17 protein-coding genes are annotated in these 19,991 nt (G+C 47.6%); 12 read left to right on the forward strand and 5 right to left on the reverse strand.

Annotated elements, in window-relative coordinates; translation table 11 throughout:
• Positions 1-3 precede the first annotated feature (3 nt).
• Both AC5YBZ_RS13375 and AC5YBZ_RS13380 read right to left on the reverse strand, forming a co-directional pair.
• Complete coding sequence (locus AC5YBZ_RS13375; RefSeq protein ID WP_475514637.1) at positions 4-783, reverse strand: CLCA_X family protein; 780 nt, start codon at positions 781-783, stop codon at positions 4-6.
• Positions 784-889: 106 nt separating this feature from the next.
• On the reverse strand, positions 890-3,127 hold the full coding sequence (locus tag AC5YBZ_RS13380; protein ID WP_475514638.1) for an acyl-CoA dehydrogenase: 2,238 nt from the start codon (positions 3,125-3,127) through the stop codon (positions 890-892).
• A 451-nt stretch (positions 3,128-3,578) separates the two neighbouring features.
• On the opposite strand from AC5YBZ_RS13380, the gene AC5YBZ_RS13385 reads away from it, so the two are divergent.
• From AC5YBZ_RS13385 to AC5YBZ_RS13395, 3 genes are read left to right on the forward strand one after another with little or no spacing between them, the layout of a single operon-like run.
• Positions 3,579-4,322 carry a (Fe-S)-binding protein gene (locus AC5YBZ_RS13385; protein WP_475514639.1) on the forward strand — a complete coding sequence of 248 codons (744 nt, stop codon included), beginning with the start codon at positions 3,579-3,581 and terminating at the stop codon, positions 4,320-4,322.
• Between the two features lie 9 nt (positions 4,323-4,331).
• Complete coding sequence (locus AC5YBZ_RS13390; protein WP_475514640.1) at positions 4,332-5,711, forward strand: lactate utilization protein B; 1,380 nt, start codon at positions 4,332-4,334, stop codon at positions 5,709-5,711.
• Position 5,712: 1 nt separating this feature from the next.
• Entirely contained in the window at positions 5,713-6,282 is a 570-nt protein-coding gene (locus AC5YBZ_RS13395; RefSeq protein WP_494543027.1) for a LutC/YkgG family protein, read from the forward strand.
• Between the two features lie 148 nt (positions 6,283-6,430).
• On the opposite strand, the gene AC5YBZ_RS13400 is transcribed toward AC5YBZ_RS13395, so the two are convergent.
• Entirely contained in the window at positions 6,431-7,324 is an 894-nt protein-coding gene (locus tag AC5YBZ_RS13400) for a LysR family transcriptional regulator (protein ID WP_494523823.1), read from the reverse strand.
• Positions 7,325-7,566: 242 nt separating this feature from the next.
• On the opposite strand from AC5YBZ_RS13400, the gene ppiC reads away from it, so the two are divergent.
• From ppiC to AC5YBZ_RS13420, 4 genes are all read left to right on the forward strand, one after another.
• Positions 7,567-7,845, forward strand: a complete 279-nt coding sequence (gene ppiC / locus AC5YBZ_RS13405; RefSeq protein WP_494521095.1) for a peptidylprolyl isomerase PpiC — start codon at positions 7,567-7,569, stop codon at positions 7,843-7,845.
• Positions 7,846-8,422: 577 nt separating this feature from the next.
• A complete protein-coding gene (mgtE, locus tag AC5YBZ_RS13410; RefSeq protein ID WP_494523824.1) occupies positions 8,423-9,778 on the forward strand; it encodes a magnesium transporter in 1,356 nt (451 codons plus the stop codon).
• Between the two features lie 1,060 nt (positions 9,779-10,838).
• Positions 10,839-11,180 carry a hypothetical protein gene (locus AC5YBZ_RS13415; RefSeq protein WP_494543028.1) on the forward strand — a complete coding sequence of 114 codons (342 nt, stop codon included), beginning with the start codon at positions 10,839-10,841 and terminating at the stop codon, positions 11,178-11,180.
• A 20-nt stretch (positions 11,181-11,200) separates the two neighbouring features.
• Positions 11,201-11,638 carry a hypothetical protein gene (locus AC5YBZ_RS13420; protein ID WP_494543029.1) on the forward strand — a complete coding sequence of 146 codons (438 nt, stop codon included), beginning with the start codon at positions 11,201-11,203 and terminating at the stop codon, positions 11,636-11,638.
• 236 nt (positions 11,639-11,874) lie between these two features.
• Here AC5YBZ_RS13420 and AC5YBZ_RS13425 read toward each other — a convergent pair whose 3' ends face one another.
• Positions 11,875-12,759 (reverse strand): mechanosensitive ion channel family protein, encoded by an 885-nt coding sequence (locus AC5YBZ_RS13425; protein WP_494523829.1) that lies wholly within the window; start codon positions 12,757-12,759, stop codon positions 11,875-11,877.
• 136 nt (positions 12,760-12,895) lie between these two features.
• The gene (locus tag AC5YBZ_RS13430; RefSeq protein WP_494543030.1) at positions 12,896-14,155 is read right to left on the reverse strand and encodes a hypothetical protein; all 1,260 of its coding nucleotides are present in this window, start codon (positions 14,153-14,155) and stop codon (positions 12,896-12,898) included.
• Between the two features lie 491 nt (positions 14,156-14,646).
• On the opposite strand from AC5YBZ_RS13430, the gene AC5YBZ_RS13435 reads away from it, so the two are divergent.
• The 5 genes from AC5YBZ_RS13435 to proC are packed head-to-tail and all read left to right on the forward strand — an operon-like array spanning position 14,647 to position 19,640.
• Positions 14,647-14,823: a hypothetical protein gene (locus tag AC5YBZ_RS13435; RefSeq protein ID WP_494523830.1), complete on the forward strand. Its 177-nt coding sequence runs from the start codon at positions 14,647-14,649 to the stop codon at positions 14,821-14,823.
• A gap of 3 nt (positions 14,824-14,826) precedes the next feature.
• Positions 14,827-16,323, forward strand: coding sequence for a sodium/proline symporter PutP (putP, locus tag AC5YBZ_RS13440; RefSeq protein ID WP_494523831.1), 1,497 nt, complete (start codon positions 14,827-14,829; stop codon positions 16,321-16,323).
• Between the two features lie 14 nt (positions 16,324-16,337).
• Positions 16,338-17,435 carry a glutamate 5-kinase gene (gene proB / locus AC5YBZ_RS13445; protein ID WP_494523832.1) on the forward strand — a complete coding sequence of 366 codons (1,098 nt, stop codon included), beginning with the start codon at positions 16,338-16,340 and terminating at the stop codon, positions 17,433-17,435.
• A 2-nt stretch (positions 17,436-17,437) separates the two neighbouring features.
• On the forward strand, positions 17,438-18,685 hold the full coding sequence (locus tag AC5YBZ_RS13450) for a glutamate-5-semialdehyde dehydrogenase (protein WP_494521089.1): 1,248 nt from the start codon (positions 17,438-17,440) through the stop codon (positions 18,683-18,685).
• Positions 18,663-19,640: a pyrroline-5-carboxylate reductase gene (gene proC / locus AC5YBZ_RS13455; protein WP_494521088.1), complete on the forward strand. Its 978-nt coding sequence runs from the start codon at positions 18,663-18,665 to the stop codon at positions 19,638-19,640. Before AC5YBZ_RS13450 ends, proC begins: the two co-directional genes overlap by 23 nt.
• Positions 19,641-19,991: the final 351 nt, after the last annotated feature.

Raw genomic sequence — 19,991 nt, forward strand, 5'->3', positions numbered from 1 at the left:
GCCTTATTGGCGCGCTAATGCTTCGCCTAGAGGTTCAAAATAGTTAAGCAATTGCTGAAAAATCTGCTCGCGGTGCACCAGATCAGGATAGCCTCCGCTGTTCGCGAGATCTGAATTTAAGGTTTCATCGACTAAGTAGGGGTTGTCGACCTCTGGATGGCTCTCAATACAGGCTTCAAAGGCCCGTGCCATCAACTCGGTTGGCTTAGCAAAATAGTAGCGCTGATACTGTTTATCTAAGGCAACGGCACGGGTCACAAAGTCGTGGCTGTCTTGGCCATCGGGACTTAATAAACAGGTTTGAAATACATGGGCTAAGCGCTGATTTAGCGGGTGGTTAATCGGCTCGACATCGGCTAACCAACAACTACTGGCAAAGGCGATACCAGCGGTGCGCACCTGATAGGCTTTCGGCGCAATATAATGGTCAAAGGCATGCCAAAACTCATGGGCAAGCGCCCCCGCGCCAGCATTTTTTGCCAGCGCTAACTCTCGGTGAGCTGGCATATAATGGGCTTGAACGCCCATTTGACCACCAGTGCCAAAGGCTAAGTTAAGGCTTTGGCGCAGCCCCATTGCGCAAGGCGGCAGCTTGAGCATAAAGGCCAGATCGGCAAAGGCATCAAAGATCAAATTGGCCGCCTTATGCTTTTCGTCGGTCTCAACCCAACTGCCAAGGCGAATATGATTAAGGCCAAAGACCTCTTTAATGTCATTAAAGCTGACCTGTTCACCACCGCGGTAATCGGGCCCTCGCCTTCGATAGGCTTTACGGCTTAACACTGAATATCCTTCAAATAAAAATCAAATTGTAACAGCGATAGCGCCCAGTAAAAAGCCGCCCTAGTGGCGGCTTGGTATTAATGGCATGACAGCTTATAACAAGCCATTAATTTGCTAATTTCAACTCGACTCTGTCATCGACTAGGTTCATGTTGAAATCAAACTCATCGACACGGATCGCGCGCTCACGCTTGAGGTTATAATCTTGCAGCTGCTTATGTTCACCCGGGGTGATAACACCGGCATCAAGCGCGGCATCTAAGGTTAAGGCAAACTTCACGCCGCTTTTAAAGGTGCGTTGTTTCAAGCCCTTTTTCACCTTAGCCAGTAGCGGCAAACAAGCAATCTTGGCTAAATAAGCCTGCTCGTTAATGTAGTTACCATCGCCCGCTACAGGTTTAACTAGATGGGTTAATTGACGCTTAAAGCCAGTATTTAACTGCGCCTGATGAGCCAACTCGCGCACGAGGTCATCATTGATTTTCCTCATCTTAGGTGAGTATGTCACTGTGATGAGTTTCATCAATTGACGCGTCGGCGCCGATGGGAAGTTATCGAGGAAATCCAGCAAGGCTTTTTCTGCATTGCACAAGGCCCAGCGGGTCGCGTAATGGAAATACGGCGCGGCCTCAGCGCGGCTCGCGGCAGACACCTTCTGCTCGTAATAACGGATAGCAGCCATTGCCGCATACAGGTAGCTCATGACATCGCCCAAACGGGCAGACAACATCTCAGCCTGCTTGAGCTTGCCACCCAATACCAGTAACGAGAAATCGGCATACACCGCCAGCTTAGAGGCGAGCTTATGAACCGACTTTTCATATTCAATCACCTCACCCAAACCGGATGTCGCATTAGCTGTAAAAGGCAGCAAACCAAGACGGAAGGCGCGCAAGCTATTGTTAACGCTATAACCCACCGTTTGTCTAAATATACGATTAAAGGTCTTATCGGCATCGGCGGCATCGCTATGAATCGACTCCACCATGCTTTGCAAATGGGGATGACAGCGCATCACACCTTGACCAAAAATCATCAAGTTACGAGTAAGAATATTGGCACCTTCAACCGTAATCGCGATAGGCTGCGCCACATAACCTGACGCTAGGGTATTTTGTGGGCCACGCTGAATCGCTTTACCCGCCTGAATATCCATCGCCGAGTTCAATACATCACGGCCGATCTCGGTCATATGGTATTTGGCTATAGCGGTAACAACCGATGGTTTTAGCCCAAGGCCTAGGCCTTCGGTGGTCAATACACGCATCGCCTCTTGCAGATAGGTTTTACCCGCGATATCGGCCAGCTTCTCTTGAATACCCTCAAACTGACCAATGGATAGACCAAACTGCTCACGCACCGCGGCGTATTCAGCCGACGACTTAAATGCCGCCTGACTGACTGACACCCCAAGTGCGGGTAATGAAATACCACGCCCAGCGCCCAAACACGCCACTAGCATCTGCCAACCACGGCCGATATTTTGTTGGCCACCGATGATAAATTCCATCGGAATAAATACGTTCTCGCCGCGAGTCGTGCCGTTATAAAAACGGCATCCCATAGGATCATGACGATTACCCAGCTGCACGCCCGGATGCGACTTAGGAATAAGCGCACAAGTGATCCCGAGCATCTCTTTACCGCCGAGTAACCCTTGGGGATCATGCACCTTAAACGCCAAGCCTAATACCGAGGCGATAGGTGCCAGGGTGATGTAGCGTTTATCCCAAGTAACCGACAAGCCTAAGACTTGCTCGCCTTGGTACTCGCCCATAGTGACAGTACCGACGTCCGGGATCCCGCCCGCATCCGATCCCGCTTCAGGGCTCGTTAAGGCAAAACAGGGGATCTCTTGACCATTAGCAAGGCGTGGCAACCAGTAATCGCGCTGCGCATCGGTGCCGTAATGCATTAATAATTCGCCAGGGCCTAATGAGTTAGGCACCATCACGGTAACCGCAACCGCAGAGCTTTTAGCGGCAATGGTGGCCACAATGGTCGAATTAGCATAAGGACTAAATTCCAGCCCGCCATAGGCCTTAGGAATGATTAGAGAGAAAAACTTATTCTCTTTTAAAAAGTTAAGAATATTATCTGGCAGGTGAGTGCTATTTTGCAGCGCGAAATCATCGACCATTTCGATCAACTGCTGCACAGGGCCATCGAGAAACGCTTGCTCATCGGCAGACAGGCTGACCGCAGGTACAGCGCGCAGGGCGTCGAAATCTGGCACACCTTGGTAGATAGACCCTTCTAGCCACACATCCCCCGCATCGAGCGCCTCTTGTTCTGTAGTAGAAATACTCGGCAGTACTTTTTTAAATTTTGTTCTTATACTCATCTTCAGACTCATCCGACCATTTAATTTGTGTGCATTACGTCACAAAATTCGAAGGAGATCAAACATTCTGAGAACAAAAAAAGCCTTTATTTAACAGTTACAAGCGACGACGACGATTAAATATATGCCTTTTCAAAAAGTTACAGCTGTACGCTTAAATAAAAAAATTTAAACAGTCGTTTTATATTGTCGTTTGAAAACACCATTTATTGACCTAGCACATAGAAATTTTACCAATAAAAACAGTCGAACATAGACTGTTTCATTTATGAAAAAATGCCGTTTTATATTTACTAAATTAGCACTACTTATTGTAAGGATATACGCTTAAATTATCGGCACGAACAATTCCTGCAAGATGGGAAAGATTCATTGCTTGTGTAACGGCAACTCGAGCATCTCCTTGCCAGTACATAGGTTCCCATGCAGTCACTGAATAAGAGAGCGCTTCATGAAGATAGCACTGTTTATACCCTGTCTGGTTAATCAAATGATGCCCCACGTTGGTATCGCCACCGTTGAACTATTGGAAAAACTAGGTCATCAGGTGATCTTACCTAAAGGGCAAACCTGCTGCGGCCAACCAATGACTAACTCGGGTTGCTTTGACGAGGCTAAAAAAACCACCCTCAAACTGCTTAACGCCTTTAAAGGCGTCGAGTGCGATGCCATCGTCTGCCCCGCCGCTTCCTGCTTAGTGGCCGCAAAAGAAAATTTCCACGAATTTGACAGCAGCCCAGAAGCCCAAGCTGTGATCAACAAACTGTATGAATTGACTGAGTTTCTTCACGATGTAGCGCCTATCGGTGCCTTTAACAAGCCGTTTAACCACAAGATCAGCCTACAACTGAGCTGCCACGGCATACGTATGCTCGACTTAGCCACTCCAAGTGAACAGATGGGGCCACGCATGAACAAAGTGGAAGCGGTACTTAAGGACATCCCTAATATTGAAATCGTCTACCCAGGCCGTCACGACGAATGCTGCGGCTTTGGTGGTACGTTTGCCGTCGATGAAGGCGCGGTATCAGCCAAGATGGGCAAAGATAAGGCGCAAGCACACGCTGAAACGGGGGCTAAATACGCAGTAGGATTCGATCCCTCATGCTTGTTACATCTAGATGGCATGATCAGGCGCCAACAGCTGCCAATCGAAACCTTACATATCGCCCAAGTTATTAACGCCGCGCTTTAGGAGTACATTATGTCTACGAGTCATACTACCGCCTCGCATGCGAAAAAAGCCGAAATATTTTGCCAAGATGAACCTCGCGTCGATTGGCACTCTAAAGCGTTATGGACACTGAGAGAAAAGCGCGATCGCGCCGCCGGTAGCCTACCCGAATGGGAACAACTGCGTCAGTTAGGGTCTGAGCTTAAGTTGCACACCCTTACCCATTTGGGCCAATACCTAGAAGAGTTTGAAAAAAACTGCCAAGCCAATGGCATTCAGGTGCACTGGGCTAAAGATGGTGTGGAACACAATCAGATAGTGCATAAGATTTTGGCCGAAAAGCAGGTCAAAAAACTAGTCAAATCAAAGTCGATGCTCACCGAAGAGTGTCACTTAAACCCCTACCTTGAAAGCCATGGCATTGAGGTGATCGACACCGACTTAGGCGAGCGCATTATTCAGCTTGCCAAGCAACCACCGTCACACATTGTGGTACCTGCTATCCACCTTAAAAAAGAGGAAGTGGGCGACCTATTTCATGACAAACTCGGCACCGATGCTGGCGCATCAGACCCACTTTACTTAACCCGAGCGGCCCGTGCTCACCTGCGTGAACAATTCCTGTCAGCCGATGCGGCCATGACAGGGGTGAACATGGCCATTGCCGATAAAGGCGCAGTGGTGGTGTGCACTAACGAAGGTAACGCCGATATGGGCGCTAACCTGCCGAAGTTGCAGCTGCACTCTATGGGTATCGATAAGGTGGTTCCCGATCTCGACAGCGCCGCCGTGCTACTACGCACCTTAGCACGCAATGCCACCGGCCAACCTGTCACCACCTACAGCTCATTCTACCGTGGACCACAGACTGACGGTGAGATGCACGTGATCATCGTCGACAACGGTCGCACCAAGATGCTGCAGGATAAAATTTTAGCCGAAGCACTAAAATGTATCCGTTGTGGTGGCTGCTTAAATACCTGTCCAGTGTATCGTCGCTCGGGTGGCTTTAGCTATAACTACACTATTCCCGGCCCTATTGGTATTGCCGTCGGCTCACAACATGACGCCACCAACTCTATGCCTTGGGCGTGTACCTTGTGTGGCAGCTGTACGTATGTCTGCCCCACTAAGGTGCCACTGGATAAGATTATTCACCACCATCGTCGCCTCAAAGCGCAAGCGAAGCAGCTGCCTTACGGCAAGAGCAGCTACATGCCACTTGTAGGTAACTTTATGGCCAGCGAAACCATGCTCAACTGTTCAATGAGCGTTGCTCGCACCGCACTGCGGATCTTACCTGGTGCCCTATTAAAGCCTTTCTCAGGGGCATGGGGTAAATACCGCGAATTACCGGTCGCGCCAAACTCCAGTTTCGAAGCCTGGTTTAACAAAAATAGAGGTCAGTAATATGTCAAGCAAACAATCTATCCTGCAGGCGCTCAAAACCGTTGCGGTTGAGCCACAAGCGATGCCGAATATCGATGTGAGCCCCCGTATTGACGACGTTATTGGCCAGTTTGAAACCAATCTTGCCACTGTAGCGGGCACACTGCATCGCCGCGCTGGACTCGAAGGCTTACAGGCTAAAGTGGATGAGCTGATAGCCCAAGGCTTACAGGTGATCTCGACGGTGGAGGGGATCAAAGGTAATCGCGCTGTCCCTGATACCGCCCACGAGCTCAAAGATATCGATTATGCGGTGATCCCAGGCGATCTGGCCGTCGCCGAAAATGGCGCTATTTGGGTTAATAACAAAAACCTAGGCCATCGCGTGACCCCCTTTATCTGCGAAAACCTGTTCTTAGTGGTCGAAGCCGACAAAGTGGTCGCCAATATGCACCAAGCCATCAAAAAGATTGGTTTAGATGCGGGTGAGTTTGGCGTGTTTATCGCGGGTCCATCGAAAACCGCCGATATTGAACAAGCCTTAGTGGTGGGTGCACATGGGGCATGCAGTTTGAATGTCTATCTAGTTTAAGACCGCGGCGCGATGCGCCTCTGGGCTTAAATTAACAATTATCGGGTCAGCAATTGACCTTCGAGCCAGCTGCCATCGACGCCTTGTCGGTGGCAGTTTTTTTATTTACTCGCGCTTTAATCAACTATCCATTTAATCAACTAGCCGTTTAATCAAACAGCTTGCTGGCCTTATCTTGCATAAATTCAATAAACAGTTTGACCTTTAATGGTTGCTGACTGCGTTGATGATACAGCAGGGAAATGCGCCGCTGCTCGCCACGCCAGTCGGGCAACACCCGCTGCAATGCTCCGCAGGCTAATTCGGGTTTCACAAATAGCGATGGACCATACAAGATGCCGCCATCATCCACAGCAGCCTTGACCGCCCCATGCAGATCGCCAAGGGTCAACTTAGCCGGGCCTTCATAGTAAAAATCCTCTCCCTCGATATGTTTAAGTGACCAGTTAAACAGCGGCCACACTTTTATCAAGCGATGTGCAGGCAATTGCACCGGATGAGTAATTCTAGGGGCTTGGTTCAAATAACCGCTTGAGGCAAACAAACCATAATCGAGCACTCCAAGCGATTTCGATACCCAAGAAGAGTCCGGCTGCGCGCCGCCAACAATAGCGACATCGACCCCTTCATCAATCAAATCTATGCTGCCGTTATCTTGGGTTATGTGCAGTTGAATATCGGGATAGGCTTTGGAAAACGCGTTAATCGTCTCGATAAAGATCATCGACACAATGGACACAGGCGCGGCGATACGTAAGGTGCCCTCGGGTTTATCTAGGCGCGCTTCGGCGCAGCTATCAAACTGGGCCACCACGTTTTGGTAGCGAGCAAATAGCGCGCTACCCTCTTCGGTCAAACGTAATTTACGCGTACTGCGCATAATGAGCTGAGTATCGAGCAGGGCCTCTAGCTTGGTCAGTTTACGACTGACGGTCGACACTGGCATGCCTAATTCTTTAGCCACTTGAGAAAAACCGCCTGCATTGACTAAATGCACAAACAGATGAATAAGTTGCAGCTCTGTACCAACACAACGCACCATCGAGGCCAACCTTACGCTATAACATCATAATGTGGCGCGCATTATAGCAAATTCACTCGCGCCACACAGCATTGCAACGTGTCTGTGACGAATGCACCTGCGGTCATATTCTCTACGGGTAATATTAAGGCGATGAATATCGCGGCGGTCATTGCTATAATTGCGCCACAAAACCGCAGCCAATTTGACTTTAAAGCCACAGTGGCTGGCGTTATCCTTTTGAATACAGATGAGTTTACATCATGGCAAGAACCGCAGCAGCGTTACACATTTTGGTCAAACACAAAGAGCAAGCCGAAGCGATCATGCAGCAACTGGCTAAAGGCGCTAAGTTTGATCTGCTGGCAAAGAAACACTCCACATGTCCGTCGGGCAAGAAAGGCGGCAGTTTAGGCGAGTTTAAACAAGGCCAAATGGTGCCTCCCTTCGATAAAGTCTGCTTCTCGGGTGAGCTTATTACGCCCCATCTGGTTAAAACCAAATTTGGTTGGCATGTAGTGAAAGTGCTATATAGGACATAAATTAACCAGCCAAATTGCTGGCAATGCTCACGTTACCAAGGTGCTTTCCCGTACTTAATCTCTGGTCACGCAGACTTCATCGCTCGGCAATCTCAACCCGCTGGCGACTATCAATGTGGCGTCAATTGTCCGTAAATCATGTTTGTCAGACATCTCTATGGGCGCTGGCGCGCCCATTAATCCAATATTAACGCTAGTAATCTCCCTCTGCTGATATTCACGCTAAAAATCACCGTCTAAGCCAAGGTGGCTGGGGCTTACAACCTCAACTTAATTGGCATAAAAACGAGCAATAGGGTATGGTATTTCAAATAATTAGCTTAACTACCTTGCTCAGCATTAGCCAGAGACACTCTTTCATCACAGCTATGTCCTGCGCGGCAACTCACGTGCGAGTCATAAATAGGTCACCATCTAGGTCAACACGATAAACGGTAACCATTACGCTATAGGTTACCCTTCAACTAGACTCACATAATGGCGACGGCACTAAACTCTGTAGCAAAGTAATTTTACCGACCTCGCAATGAAAACTGGATTTTAGCGCGACATTTACCCCCCACAGGAACAGGTCTCTATGACGCAAAAATTTCATCATCTGATCAACTCTCTCGATCAGGCTATGACGCAAAATGATAATGAAACAATACAGACCATATTAGCCAACGCATCGGCCGCCGAAGTGGCCCGCGTGATTGAATCCTTGCCACAAAAAGAACGTCTCACCTTGTGGCCCATGGTCCCCACTGCACTCTACGGCAAAATATTATTAGAGCTACACCCAGAGCTACGCCGTCCGTTGATTTCACAAACAGATGAAGATGAGCTTATCGCTAGCCTCAGCGCCATGCAGATGGATGAATTAGCCGATATCGACAGCGACTTACCCATCACAGTGATCTCGGCCATGGTGCAAGCCATGGACTCACAACGCCGCGAACGTTATGAGCAAGTCAAACACTATCCCGACGAAACCGCTGGCGGCTTAATGGATGTAGACATCACTGCCGTGCGCGCCGATGTCTCGATAAAAGCCGCCCTGCGATACCTGCGCCGCCTAAGGCAACGTGAAGGCACCTTACCCGATCACCTTGACAGTTTAATGGTGGTTGACCGTAACAACATATTGCTCGGTATCGTGCCGTTAAGTCAGCTAGTCTCTAACGAACTTGACCTTAGCGTGCGACAAGTGATGCTCACCGAAGTCACCAGCTTTACCCCATTTACCTCTGACACTGTTGTAGCGCAGGTGTTTAAAGATAAAGACCTTATTTCTGCCCCCGTGGTTGATGAGCAACATAAGCTTATCGGCCGTATTACCGTCGATGACGTCATTGATGTTATCCAAGAGGAGGCCGATAAAGAGGTCTTTTCACGCGCGGGCTTAAACAACCATCCCGATATGTTCGCTCCTGTGCTTCAAAGTTCGGCGCGGCGTGCTATCTGGTTAGGCATCAACTTGTTAACCGCCTTTTTAGCCGCTTGGGTCATCGGCCTATTTGAAGCGTCAATTGAAAAAATTGTCGCCCTCGCCGTGTTGATGCCCGTGGTCGCAAGCATGGGAGGAGTTGCTGGCAGTCAAACCCTCACCATGGTGACTCGCGGCTTGGCGCTCAATCAGGTTAACAGCAAAAATATGCTTAAACTGATTGGCCATGAGTTTAGTATCGGCCTATTAAACGGCATGCTGTGGGCTGCTATTGTCTCCATCATCGCCTTTCAATGGTTTGGCGATTGGCAGTTGGGCTTGGTCTTTGGTTCGGCGATGATTATCGTCTTGCTGGCTGGCGTTTTGGCGGGCACTACCATTCCGCCACTGCTTCGCAAAATGGGGGTTGACCCCGCACTCGCCGGCGGCGTGGTGTTAACCACAGTCACCGATGTTGTTGGCTTTTTTGCCTTCCTCGGATTAGCGACGATCGTGATATTGTAGGTGATGTCACCTCACCTTGGGATGAAGGTTTGGCATTTTTTAAAGTTTGCTTGAGCAGCGTTATACTGAATTTTCACTTATTGATTGGCTTTGAAAGCACACTTTCATGGCTGTTAATTGCCTGCCGCAGGTGCAGTGCATGGATGCGCAAATGTCGTGATCACATGGATGTGACGGAGCGACCTAATGTGTAATCGCTCTTTTGGCTCGGTGAGTGAAGCATAGCTTCGTGCTTATGAACGAGAGACAGGGATTGTCGAACTGGCTTTTAGATAGGGATATCGTTGTGAGCCGTCCATGGACGCTCCACGGCGGCATCTGACCTCCATGGATGGAGGGAATGCCAAAAAATGTAAGGAACATTTTTAGCCATGCCGCCAAGGGCCAAAACCGCGCTTACACCTATCTCTAACGCTTCTTCGATTGGACTTCATTTGATACGAATAGTCAGTTAAAGGCTAAGAAGCTTTTGCCCCAAAGTGTGCTGGTCTTGGAATGAAGAACGATGACATTTGTTTGAGTAGCGGCTGGCTGTATTTTCATTTATTGAAAGTGTTTGAAGGTCGAAACTTCACTGTTATTAATCGCCTGTCCGGCGGGGAATGTGCAAGCGCTCTTTTGGCTCGCCGCAAGCACGTCCGTGTGGGCTCTGCGAAATCATCCATGATTTCGAAGGCCAAAACCGCGCTTACACCTCTACCTAACGCCTCTTCGATTGGACTTCATTTGATACGACTAGTGAGTTAAAGGCTAACGTACTTTTGCCCCAAAGCGAGTTACATTCGGTAAGCTACTTAGGTAAATAACCTGTTAATTGGCCTAGCTTCACTAATCCATTTATAGGCACTAACGGCCTTGCTTTCTGCAAGGCCTTTGTATCAATGCGCATTTTTCGATTAAGTGTGCTCGTTTTTTCTTCGCCACCCTGATAGGGTGCTTATTAATCAATAGCTTTGCCAAATTGCGGCTTAGATAATAGGTTTATTAAATGTGCATGCGCGTTTTACCAAATATACGCGCATGCACACTATACAAACGTTATGTTTAAAGGGAGTATATATTGAGCATTTCTGAAAAATCACCTTCTCCACAAGAATTTCTTATTGAAACGCCACTATATGAAATTGTTTCATATGATGAAGTTGATTATGAAAAAGGGAGGAAACTATTTTATTTTGATGAGACGTTTGACTCTTATTGTCCTGAATGCAACTCTCATAGTATTTTTGAGCGCTATTGGCAATATTCTAAAAGCATAAACTACACCCCTGACAGTTGGGTTGACTATGGTGTTTTTTCAATAGAAATTCAGTGTTCAAGGGATAAAGAACATAGGCAGTTATTTCTTTTTAAAGCTATAAATGCCCGACAATTCAAAAAATTGGACAACTACCCTCAATAGCAGAATTGAACTTATTTGATGTGAAAAAATACTCTAAAGTTTTAGATAAACAGTACTTTAGTGAACTAACTAAAGCAATAGGTCTGGCTTCACATGGAGTTGGTGTTGGATCTTTTGTTTATCTAAGAAGAATTTTTGAGTTACTCATTGAAGAGTCTCACTTAAAAGTAAGTAAGCAAGAATCTTGGGATGAAGACGCTTACAAACGAGCAAGAATGAATGAAAAAATAGAAATGCTAAGTAGTGATCTCCCAACATTCTTAGTAGAAAATAAATCAATGTATTCAATTTTAAGCAAAGGTATTCACGAGTTAAGTGAAAATAACTGTCTTAAGGCATTCCCTGTAATTAAAATAGGGATAGAGATTGTTCTCGATGAGAAAATTGAAAAAATGAATAAACGAAAAAAGTTAGCTGAAGCCCAGAAAGCTCTAGCTGCATTGAGTAGTTCAATTTAAACATAAAAAACTGTTTAATAAGGATTACCTCTGCACGAAAGGCATGCTGCAGGCAATTGGTTGCTATAAAGGTTAACGCTACCATCAATAAATAAAAACCAACTCGACTAAATGCTACAAGCAAAAAATGCCTACACCTTCATTCGAAGACCAACACACTTTTGTCCAAAAATAATTTAGCTTTTAATACCCAGAATGAAACCTAGTGGGGAGTCGCTTAGATCACCACGCAAAACCTACTTATGGGTATCCGCAACAACTGCCGAGCGTTGCAAGCTAATGACTCCATCGAGGTGAATATCTCGCTGCGGATAGGCAATGACAATCTCATGCTCGTCAAACAGTTGATAAATTCGAAAGCGAATATCGCTGCGGATCTTACGAATATCGGCTTCAGAATTAGCACACAACCAAAATATACCATCGAAAATTAACGCATTATCACCAAAATCTTCAAATATGGCAATGGGCGCTGGAGACTTTAAAATATCATCACGTTCATCGAGTGCCTGCTTAATCAAGCGCGCCACTAGCGTCACATCGACGCCATAAGAGACCCCGACCCGCACCGTCGAGCGGGCGTTGTTGTCGATTAAGGTCCAATTGGTGACCGTGTTTTCCAGCAAGTGGCTATTGGGCACTAACATATGCACCCCGTCGCTGCGGCGGATAAGCGTTGAGCGGGTATTGATGCTCTCTACCACTCCTTTGGTTTCGCCTATCTCTAAAAAATCACCGATACGGATCGGCCGCTCCCACATTAAAATCCAACCGCTGATAAAGTTATTAATGATATTTTGCGCGCCAAAGCCCACACCAATCGCGACGGCGCCAGAGACAAAGGCAAAGGCTTTGATGGGGATATTAAGGATCTCGAGACTGGTGACTAAGATAACCGCGATGGCCAACACCAAATAGATGCGCGAAAACAGATGCACCGCATCGGGTGCCACCTTACGTGATAATAATGATCGCCGGATCAATTTACCAATACGGGTAACCACAAACCAGGCTAACAGCAGCAGCAATGGCACCTGTAGTACCTGCGAAACGGTAATGGGTGAGCCATCATAGGTAAATAACACAAAAGAGAGTAACTCGTTAATACTTTGCCAGCTCATCGGTGTCCCCAAGTAATGGTAATGAATACTTGAGTATAACAGCCTGATTTGAAACTGGTGTTTCAAATCAGGCTAACAAAGCGGAAACCATAAGCTGAGTGGCTGGCCCAATATATTCTTGCCGCTCACTGTGAGTTTATGTTGCGGTGAGCGGCTTAATCACCTTATGTTCAATCACCGTCGATAAGATAAACATCACGAGGTAACCGCTGCCCAGCGCGAGGATCACTGCCACCACATTGTCGGTTAAACGGGTGTAGCCATAGTAGCTGCCAATCAAGGCTAATATGCCGCTTATTCGAATGAATAAACTGTGTAAAAACAACCCGCGCGCCTTGATATAGGCCAGCTGATAGCCATTGAGCATCATAAAAATAAAGAACATTGAAAAGTGCATCAACACCGGGGCCGCCTTGCTATAGGATGCCGGAAACAGCGTATCGACCAGCCATTGGCCACATAGCAGCATCGACAAGAAAAAGCTCAGCGAGACCAGTATCGACACCTTATACACCCAGCGCTTGATCAGGCGCACTTGTTCAACTTGCTGCTGGCGAACACACACCGCCAGTTCGGGTAACACAAATCGATAAATAGGAAATACAAACAACAAGGTTAAATAGGCAATCACAGGCCGAACCACCACCTGAAAGTCGCCTAACTCATCGACACTAAAGTGGCCGATGGTGAGCAATACAGTAATGTAGATCATAAACAGGCTGGCGCCCGCCTCTAGCGCCGAGGTAAAACTTTTTTGCATAAAGTTTTTCAGGCTTGGGGTCATGCTAACCGACCCTAGTGGTGTAGTAGCAATAAGTTTGCGACGCCTAACAAACATATAGCCTGCCACCGCTAGCGATGACAACATCAAGCTGTAAAACAGCGAGGCGATGGCGCTCTGGCGCAGTAGGTAATAACAGATCATAAACGCCACCACCTGCCCTAAGGGCTCTAACCAGGTGACCTTATTTGAAATGTTGTACATACGGTACATGGCAATTTGATTGGTAAAATAGACCTTAAGGCCCATCCCTAAAATAATGCCCACCAGATGAAAATAGGCCACATCGATATGCAATTTATGCTTGATATAGGGCAGCACCACTCCCCAAGTCAGTAGTACCATCACTATTAAGCTGTATCGAAATAGGTTAGTGATATCTTTATCGTTTTGGGTTTGCGAGTAGCTCACCACCATAGAGGCGCGAAAACCTGTCATCAAAATTAACGACAGCGAAATAATATCAACCACAGTGTGGTACAACGCCAAATCGGCTTTAACCACCCATTGCGCTAACCAAATTTTAAATCCAAATCCAATCGCAATACTGACAAGTGTCGCCCAAATCCCAGCAACAAAAGCGCTTTTCACACGCTCAATGGGAGCTAACTGCATGATATCCTCTGACTATGGCGGCGCTGCAACGTTTGATGAATGGCTAACCATCTTGCCAAACCCACTTAAGTACAGCCAACTCAAAAAGGCCTGATGATGAGGCGACTCGCCAATCGGCTTGGCGAGAACATTAATTAAAAACAACGCATAAAAGTGACACAAAAAACATCCCAAAAAAGTCACGCGGTATTTTAGCAAACAACGACTTAGCAAAACGTGAGCTGGCTAAACCCTCGAAAAATAAGTTATCCCTAAAAGCACCAACCATACCGACCGACACAGCACCGCCACTAAATCAGCCCCCAAATTAATTACCATTCAAACAATGTAAAACCCTCTGAGTAAGTCCAAGCTGCTGAAAAATTAGCTCATAACTGGAATCTTTAACTTCAATAGTGTTAAGATAGTTAGACCACTAACTATTAGCACTCTAACTACTTGGCGTGCAGCTAGTGTTACTTAACCACACTATTTATGCTCAGGAGGGCACAATGTCGTCAGACAATGCAGCGGAAGAAAATCTCATTACCACCATTTGGCAGAAGGCAAAAACTACATTAAAGGAGGGAGTCGAATTGATGTGTTTGATCGCGATTTTAAGCACCTATCTCTTTGTCATGTTGAAACCTAACGGGATTCATAATAACAAAGCGTTAGGAGGCCAATAATCCATGCATTACCTCACTTATGTATCGCTGGCCATCTATTTTATTGCCATGCTCAGCATCGGGTTATTCGCGTATAAACGCTCTACCAGTGACGTTTCGGGCTACATTCTCGGTGGCCGAAAAGTCAGCCCTCAGGTAACCGCTCTTTCGGCGGGTGCCTCTGATATGAGTGGTTGGATGTTGATGGGTCTGCCAGGGGCGATGTTTTTGGTTGGTTTTGAAACTATTTACATTGCACTTGGACTCTTACTCGGTGCGCTTGTTAACTACTTAATTGTTGCACCTAAGCTTAGGGTTTACACCGAAGTGGCGGGCGATGCGTTAACCATCCCTGAGTTTTTTGCCAAGCGATTTCATGATCCCAGCAGTAATATTCGTATTATTGCTGCCATCATTATCGTGATCTTCTTTACCCTCTATACCTCAGCCGGTTTAGTGGCGGGCGGAAAACTGTTTGAGTCGGCCTTTGATGTTCAGTATGAGTTTGGCCTTATCATTACCTTAGGTGTGGTGGTCTCTTATACCCTGCTGGGGGGCTTTTTAGCCGTCAGTCTAACTGACTTTGTTCAGGGGTGTATCATGTTTGTCGCATTGATTTTGGTGCCCGTTGTGGCCTACCAAGAGTTCACCACTGCCGATAATATGATGAATTTTGCCTATGAATCGATCCCTCATTTTGGTGAAGCGATGCAAAATATCACCTTACTTGGGTTGATATCTAGCCTATCTTGGGGTTTGGGCTACTTCGGTCAACCACATATTATTGTGCGCTTTATGGCGATTCGCTCGGTATCAGACATTAAAGTCGCTAAGCGAATTGGTATGAGCTGGATGACAGTTACCATCATTGGTGCCTTAGCGACAGGCCTTATCGGTATTGCCTATGCGAACAAGTTTCAGTTAAAACTTACCGATCCTGAAACCATCTTTATTGTCTTTTCAGAGATCTTGTTCCATCCAATGATCAGTGGCTTCCTGTTAGCCGCTATCCTAGCCGCGATCATGAGTACCATCTCATCGCAGCTGTTGGTGTCATCAAGTTCACTTACGGAAGACATTTATCGTGTGGCATCAAAAAAAGAAGCAACCGAAGAAGAGATGGTCAAAATGGGCCGATTCGGTGTAGCCGGTGTTGCTATCGTCGCCAGCTTATTGGCCATGGATCGCTCTAACAGCATCTTGTCGTTAGTTAGTAATGCCTGGGCAGGGTTTGGTGCCGCCTTTGGTCCACTCATCCTGTTTAGCTTGCACAAAGAGGGCTTAACCTATAAAGCCGCCATTGCCGGTATCGTTTCGGGTGCCGCTACCGTACTGTTTTGGATTTATGCGCCAGTACTTGCCGATGGCCAAGCCTTAAGCAGCGTCATGTATGAAATGCTTCCAGGCTTTATAGTCAGTAGTTTGGTTATCTGGATCACTAGCATCTTCTCTAAAGATCCTTGCCATAAAACGGTGAAGACCTTCAATAAAGCCGGACGCGTGCTAGCAGAAGAAAGATAATTGGGAGAGGCAACATGGCAGATTTACACTGGAAACGCATTGTCGTTAAAGTGGGTAGTGCCTTAATTGCACCCCACAAACAAGGCTGTAGCAGCCACTATCTATTGGGTATCGCGCAGTTTATTGCAAACTGCCGCGCCAATGGATGCGAGGTGGTATTGGTTTCATCAGGTTCAGTCGCCGCAGGCTGGCATCGATTTAATGGCATAGATAAGCCGTCGGTATCGGTAAAAAAAGCGATGGCCGCTGCGGGGCAAGCAGACATGATGGCAACGTGGGATAAGTTATTCGACTTTCCCACCGCACAGCTGTTAGTGACCCATGGCGATTTACGTAATCGTGAGCGCTACATCAGCATTAAAAATACCATCTTTAGTTTATTGGATCATGGCTTGCTGCCTATCATCAACGAGAACGATGCAGTGACCACCGACAAGTTAAAAGTCGGTGATAACGACAACCTCTCGGCGATGGTGGCCGCCGCAGCCGACGCTGATGCGCTGATCATCTGTTCCGATGTAAAGGGCTTGTACACCAAAAACCCGAACATCCACGACGATGCCAAGCTGATAAAACAGGTCAGCGACATCAATGACAATATCTATTCGATGGCAGGCGGCGCCACCAGTGACGTAGGTACTGGTGGCATGCGCACCAAAATTGAAGCTGCAGAAAAGGCCATCTCTCACGGCATCGAAACCGTGATAGTTAATGGCTTTGACGGCGACACCTTTACCCAACTGCTTAAAGGGCAAAATCCCGGGACATTATTTACCCCGTTTGAACACCCAATGCAGGAACATCTGCACTGGATGACCCATACCTCGCAAGCACAAGGTGAACTAATCGTCGAAAATGATTTCGATGGAAACTTAGACCAACATACACCGCTGACCAGCGACGATGTAGTTGCCGTAACAGGTAACTTTTCCGTCGGGGATACGGTATTAGTGCGCAAAGGCGATGGCACTAAACTGGCGAAAGCCCGATCCAACTACAGCAGTTGTCTACTGAATTTTATTGCGGAACAAGAAGATCGCGAGTTTGCTAATGATGTCCAGCAAAAAACTGGCGCGATCATTTCCGACAAAAATATCGCCATATTGGAGTAAATATGAGCTTAATTAAAACCTTATCTCAAGATGCCGCGTTAGCAGCACAAACCCTTGCGGTGCTTGATGAACAGTTAAAAAATACCGTGCTATTGGATATGGCACGCGCTATTCGTGCCCACAGTTATGAGATCCTCAGCGCCAACATGATTGATCTGGCTAACGCCGATGCCGACAAACTTGGCGCCGCTATGATAGACAGATTAAGCCTCAACCCAGAGCGGGTGGAGGCCATGGCCGAAGGCATTGAAACCATTGCCTCACTGCCCGACCCTATCGGTGCTGAGCGCGACATGGGCAAGCGTCCCAATGGCTTAAATATCCGTAAAATGCGCGTGCCACTCGGGGTGGTTTGCATGATCTATGAGGCGCGTCCGAATGTGACTGCCGATGCCGGAGCCTTATGTTTTAAATCGGGCAATGCCGTTGTACTGCGTGGCGGTAAAGAGGCGCTGCAAACCAGTAAGGTGATCGCCTCAATTATGCAAACGGTATTGACTCATTATGGCTTGCCGCCTGCGTTGATTACCGTGGTGCCCGACCCCGATCGCGCCCTGATGTTAGAGTTGATGCAACAACGCGATTATATCGATGTCATTATCCCTCGGGGCGGCGAAGGCTTAATTAACTTTGTCACCGACAACAGTAAAATACCTGTCATTCAGCATTTTAAAGGTGTTTGTCATCTGTATGTCGATAAAGATGCCGACCTTGATAGTGCCTTAGCCTTACTGCTTAACGGTAAGACCCAGCGCACCGGGGTGTGCAACGCCTTAGAAGGCCTACTGGTCCACAAAGAGATTGCCGCCGAGTTTTTACCTAAAGTGGCCTCAGCCTTAGCAGAACATAAGGTAACCATTAATGCCTGTGAACATGCCAGCCCACACTTTGACGCGTGCCAAGTGATAGATGAGCAAGATTTTGGTCAAGAATACTTAGATCTTGAAATCGCCATTCGCCAGGTGAATGACTTCGAGCAGGCTATCGACCATATTAGACGTTTTGGTAGCCACCACACCGAGGTGATCAGCACCCAAAATGAGCTCACAGCCGCCCGTTTTCAGCGAACAGTCGATGCCTCTGTGGTTATGGTTAACGCCTCTTCTCGCTTCTCTGACGGCGGCGAACTCGGCTTGGGTGCCGAGATAGGCATTGCCACCACCAAGCTGCATGCCTATGGCCCCATGGGCATTGAATCATTGACCACTGAAAAGTATTTAGTCAGCGGTGACGGACAAATACGCGCATAACCCCTTCGACTCGGCAATCGCTCATCAATTAAAGATAGATTGCCGAGTCGCTATCACCGCATCGACATCCCAGCTACAAACATCAATAACATACCTCAAGGAGACCGTTATCTTTAATCAGGACTCACCCTTAGACCCACAATTGCGTATTGCCTTCATCGGTGGCGGTAATATGGCCAAAGCCATCATTGCCGGTCTACTCAAGCATGGTCACTCCAGTCAACACATCTTGGTATGCGCACCGACTCAGGCTACGCGCAGCGAAATGGTGGAGCAGTTTAATGTGCGCGTGCATCAAGACAACAGTACCGCTGCTGCATTCGCTGACGTGATTATCTTGGCGGTTAAACCCTTTATTGTGCCGCTAGTGTGCGAAGAGTTAGCCCCGGTAATTGCACAGCATAATGGCGATAAGCTCGTCATTTCGATTGCCGCAGGCGTGAAACAAAACACCATTAGCGCTAAGCTTGACGATCATCAACGGGTGATCTGCGCCATGCCAAACTTGCCCACCGCCATAGGTAAAGGGTTAACCGGCCTATACGCTCCTAAACCTAGCTTGCAAGCCGATCTCGATACCGCCGACCACCTGATGCGCGCCGTTGGTGACACCGTTTGGCTGCAAGAGGAAAGCCAAATGTCGACCATAGTGGCAACCGCTGGCAGTTCACCAGCGTACTTTTTTCTGTTTTTAGAAGCGATGGAAAAAGCCGCCATTAACCAAGGCTTACCTCAGGCGACAGCCACTAAAGCCGTGTTGCAAAGTGCCATGGGCGCCATTGCTATGGCGATGGACAGCCAATACGATTTTGCCACGCTGCGCCGCCAAGTGACCTCGCCAAAAGGCACCACAGAGCAAGCCATACTGGCGTTTCAGCACGGTGAGCTTGATGCATTAGTCGCTAATGCGATGGACTCTGCCGCCGATCGCGCTAAAGAGCTCTCTCTGGGGTAAACACCGAGAAAGGCTCACCGCTCATCTTATCGCGGCAAGATAATCGACGGGGCACAAGTGCTTAACGCTTATGCCCTTTTGCTATCACGCGGCGACCAACCTAAGCCCCTATTTCGCTGTTAAACAACTCTATTACGCAGTGAAACAGCAGTGCTCTGGACTCAATGCTTCCTTTATCACAGCCCGTTTATACACGGTTAATAACATCTATTTTCTCGCGGCGTGACCTCAGCGGGCCCAATTAACCGAATGTCAGCGACTAAACCACTAAGTCCTAAGTCCTAAATCCTTAAATCCTTAAGCCACGCTGATCATGCTACTAGGTTTGAAAGCCACCTAAGCTGCAACTAT

The organism is Shewanella sp. 553 (genome assembly GCF_059338375.1).

Coding starts and splice junctions, on each gene's coding strand:
- AC5YBZ_RS13380 (WP_475514638.1), bottom strand. CDS start 3,127: ATGAGTATAAGAACAAAATTTAAAAAAGTACTGCCGAGTATTTCTACT.
- AC5YBZ_RS13385 (WP_475514639.1), top strand. CDS start 3,579: ATGAAGATAGCACTGTTTATACCCTGTCTGGTTAATCAAATGATGCCC.
- AC5YBZ_RS13390 (WP_475514640.1), top strand. CDS start 4,332: ATGTCTACGAGTCATACTACCGCCTCGCATGCGAAAAAAGCCGAAATA.
- AC5YBZ_RS13395 (WP_494543027.1), top strand. CDS start 5,713: ATGTCAAGCAAACAATCTATCCTGCAGGCGCTCAAAACCGTTGCGGTT.
- AC5YBZ_RS13400 (WP_494523823.1), bottom strand. CDS start 7,324: ATGGTGCGTTGTGTTGGTACAGAGCTGCAACTTATTCATCTGTTTGTG.
- ppiC (WP_494521095.1), top strand. CDS start 7,567: ATGGCAAGAACCGCAGCAGCGTTACACATTTTGGTCAAACACAAAGAG.
- mgtE (WP_494523824.1), top strand. CDS start 8,423: ATGACGCAAAAATTTCATCATCTGATCAACTCTCTCGATCAGGCTATG.
- AC5YBZ_RS13425 (WP_494523829.1), bottom strand. CDS start 12,759: ATGAGCTGGCAAAGTATTAACGAGTTACTCTCTTTTGTGTTATTTACC.
- AC5YBZ_RS13430 (WP_494543030.1), bottom strand. CDS start 14,155: ATGCAGTTAGCTCCCATTGAGCGTGTGAAAAGCGCTTTTGTTGCTGGG.
- AC5YBZ_RS13435 (WP_494523830.1), top strand. CDS start 14,647: ATGTCGTCAGACAATGCAGCGGAAGAAAATCTCATTACCACCATTTGG.
- putP (WP_494523831.1), top strand. CDS start 14,827: ATGCATTACCTCACTTATGTATCGCTGGCCATCTATTTTATTGCCATG.
- proB (WP_494523832.1), top strand. CDS start 16,338: ATGGCAGATTTACACTGGAAACGCATTGTCGTTAAAGTGGGTAGTGCC.
- AC5YBZ_RS13450 (WP_494521089.1), top strand. CDS start 17,438: ATGAGCTTAATTAAAACCTTATCTCAAGATGCCGCGTTAGCAGCACAA.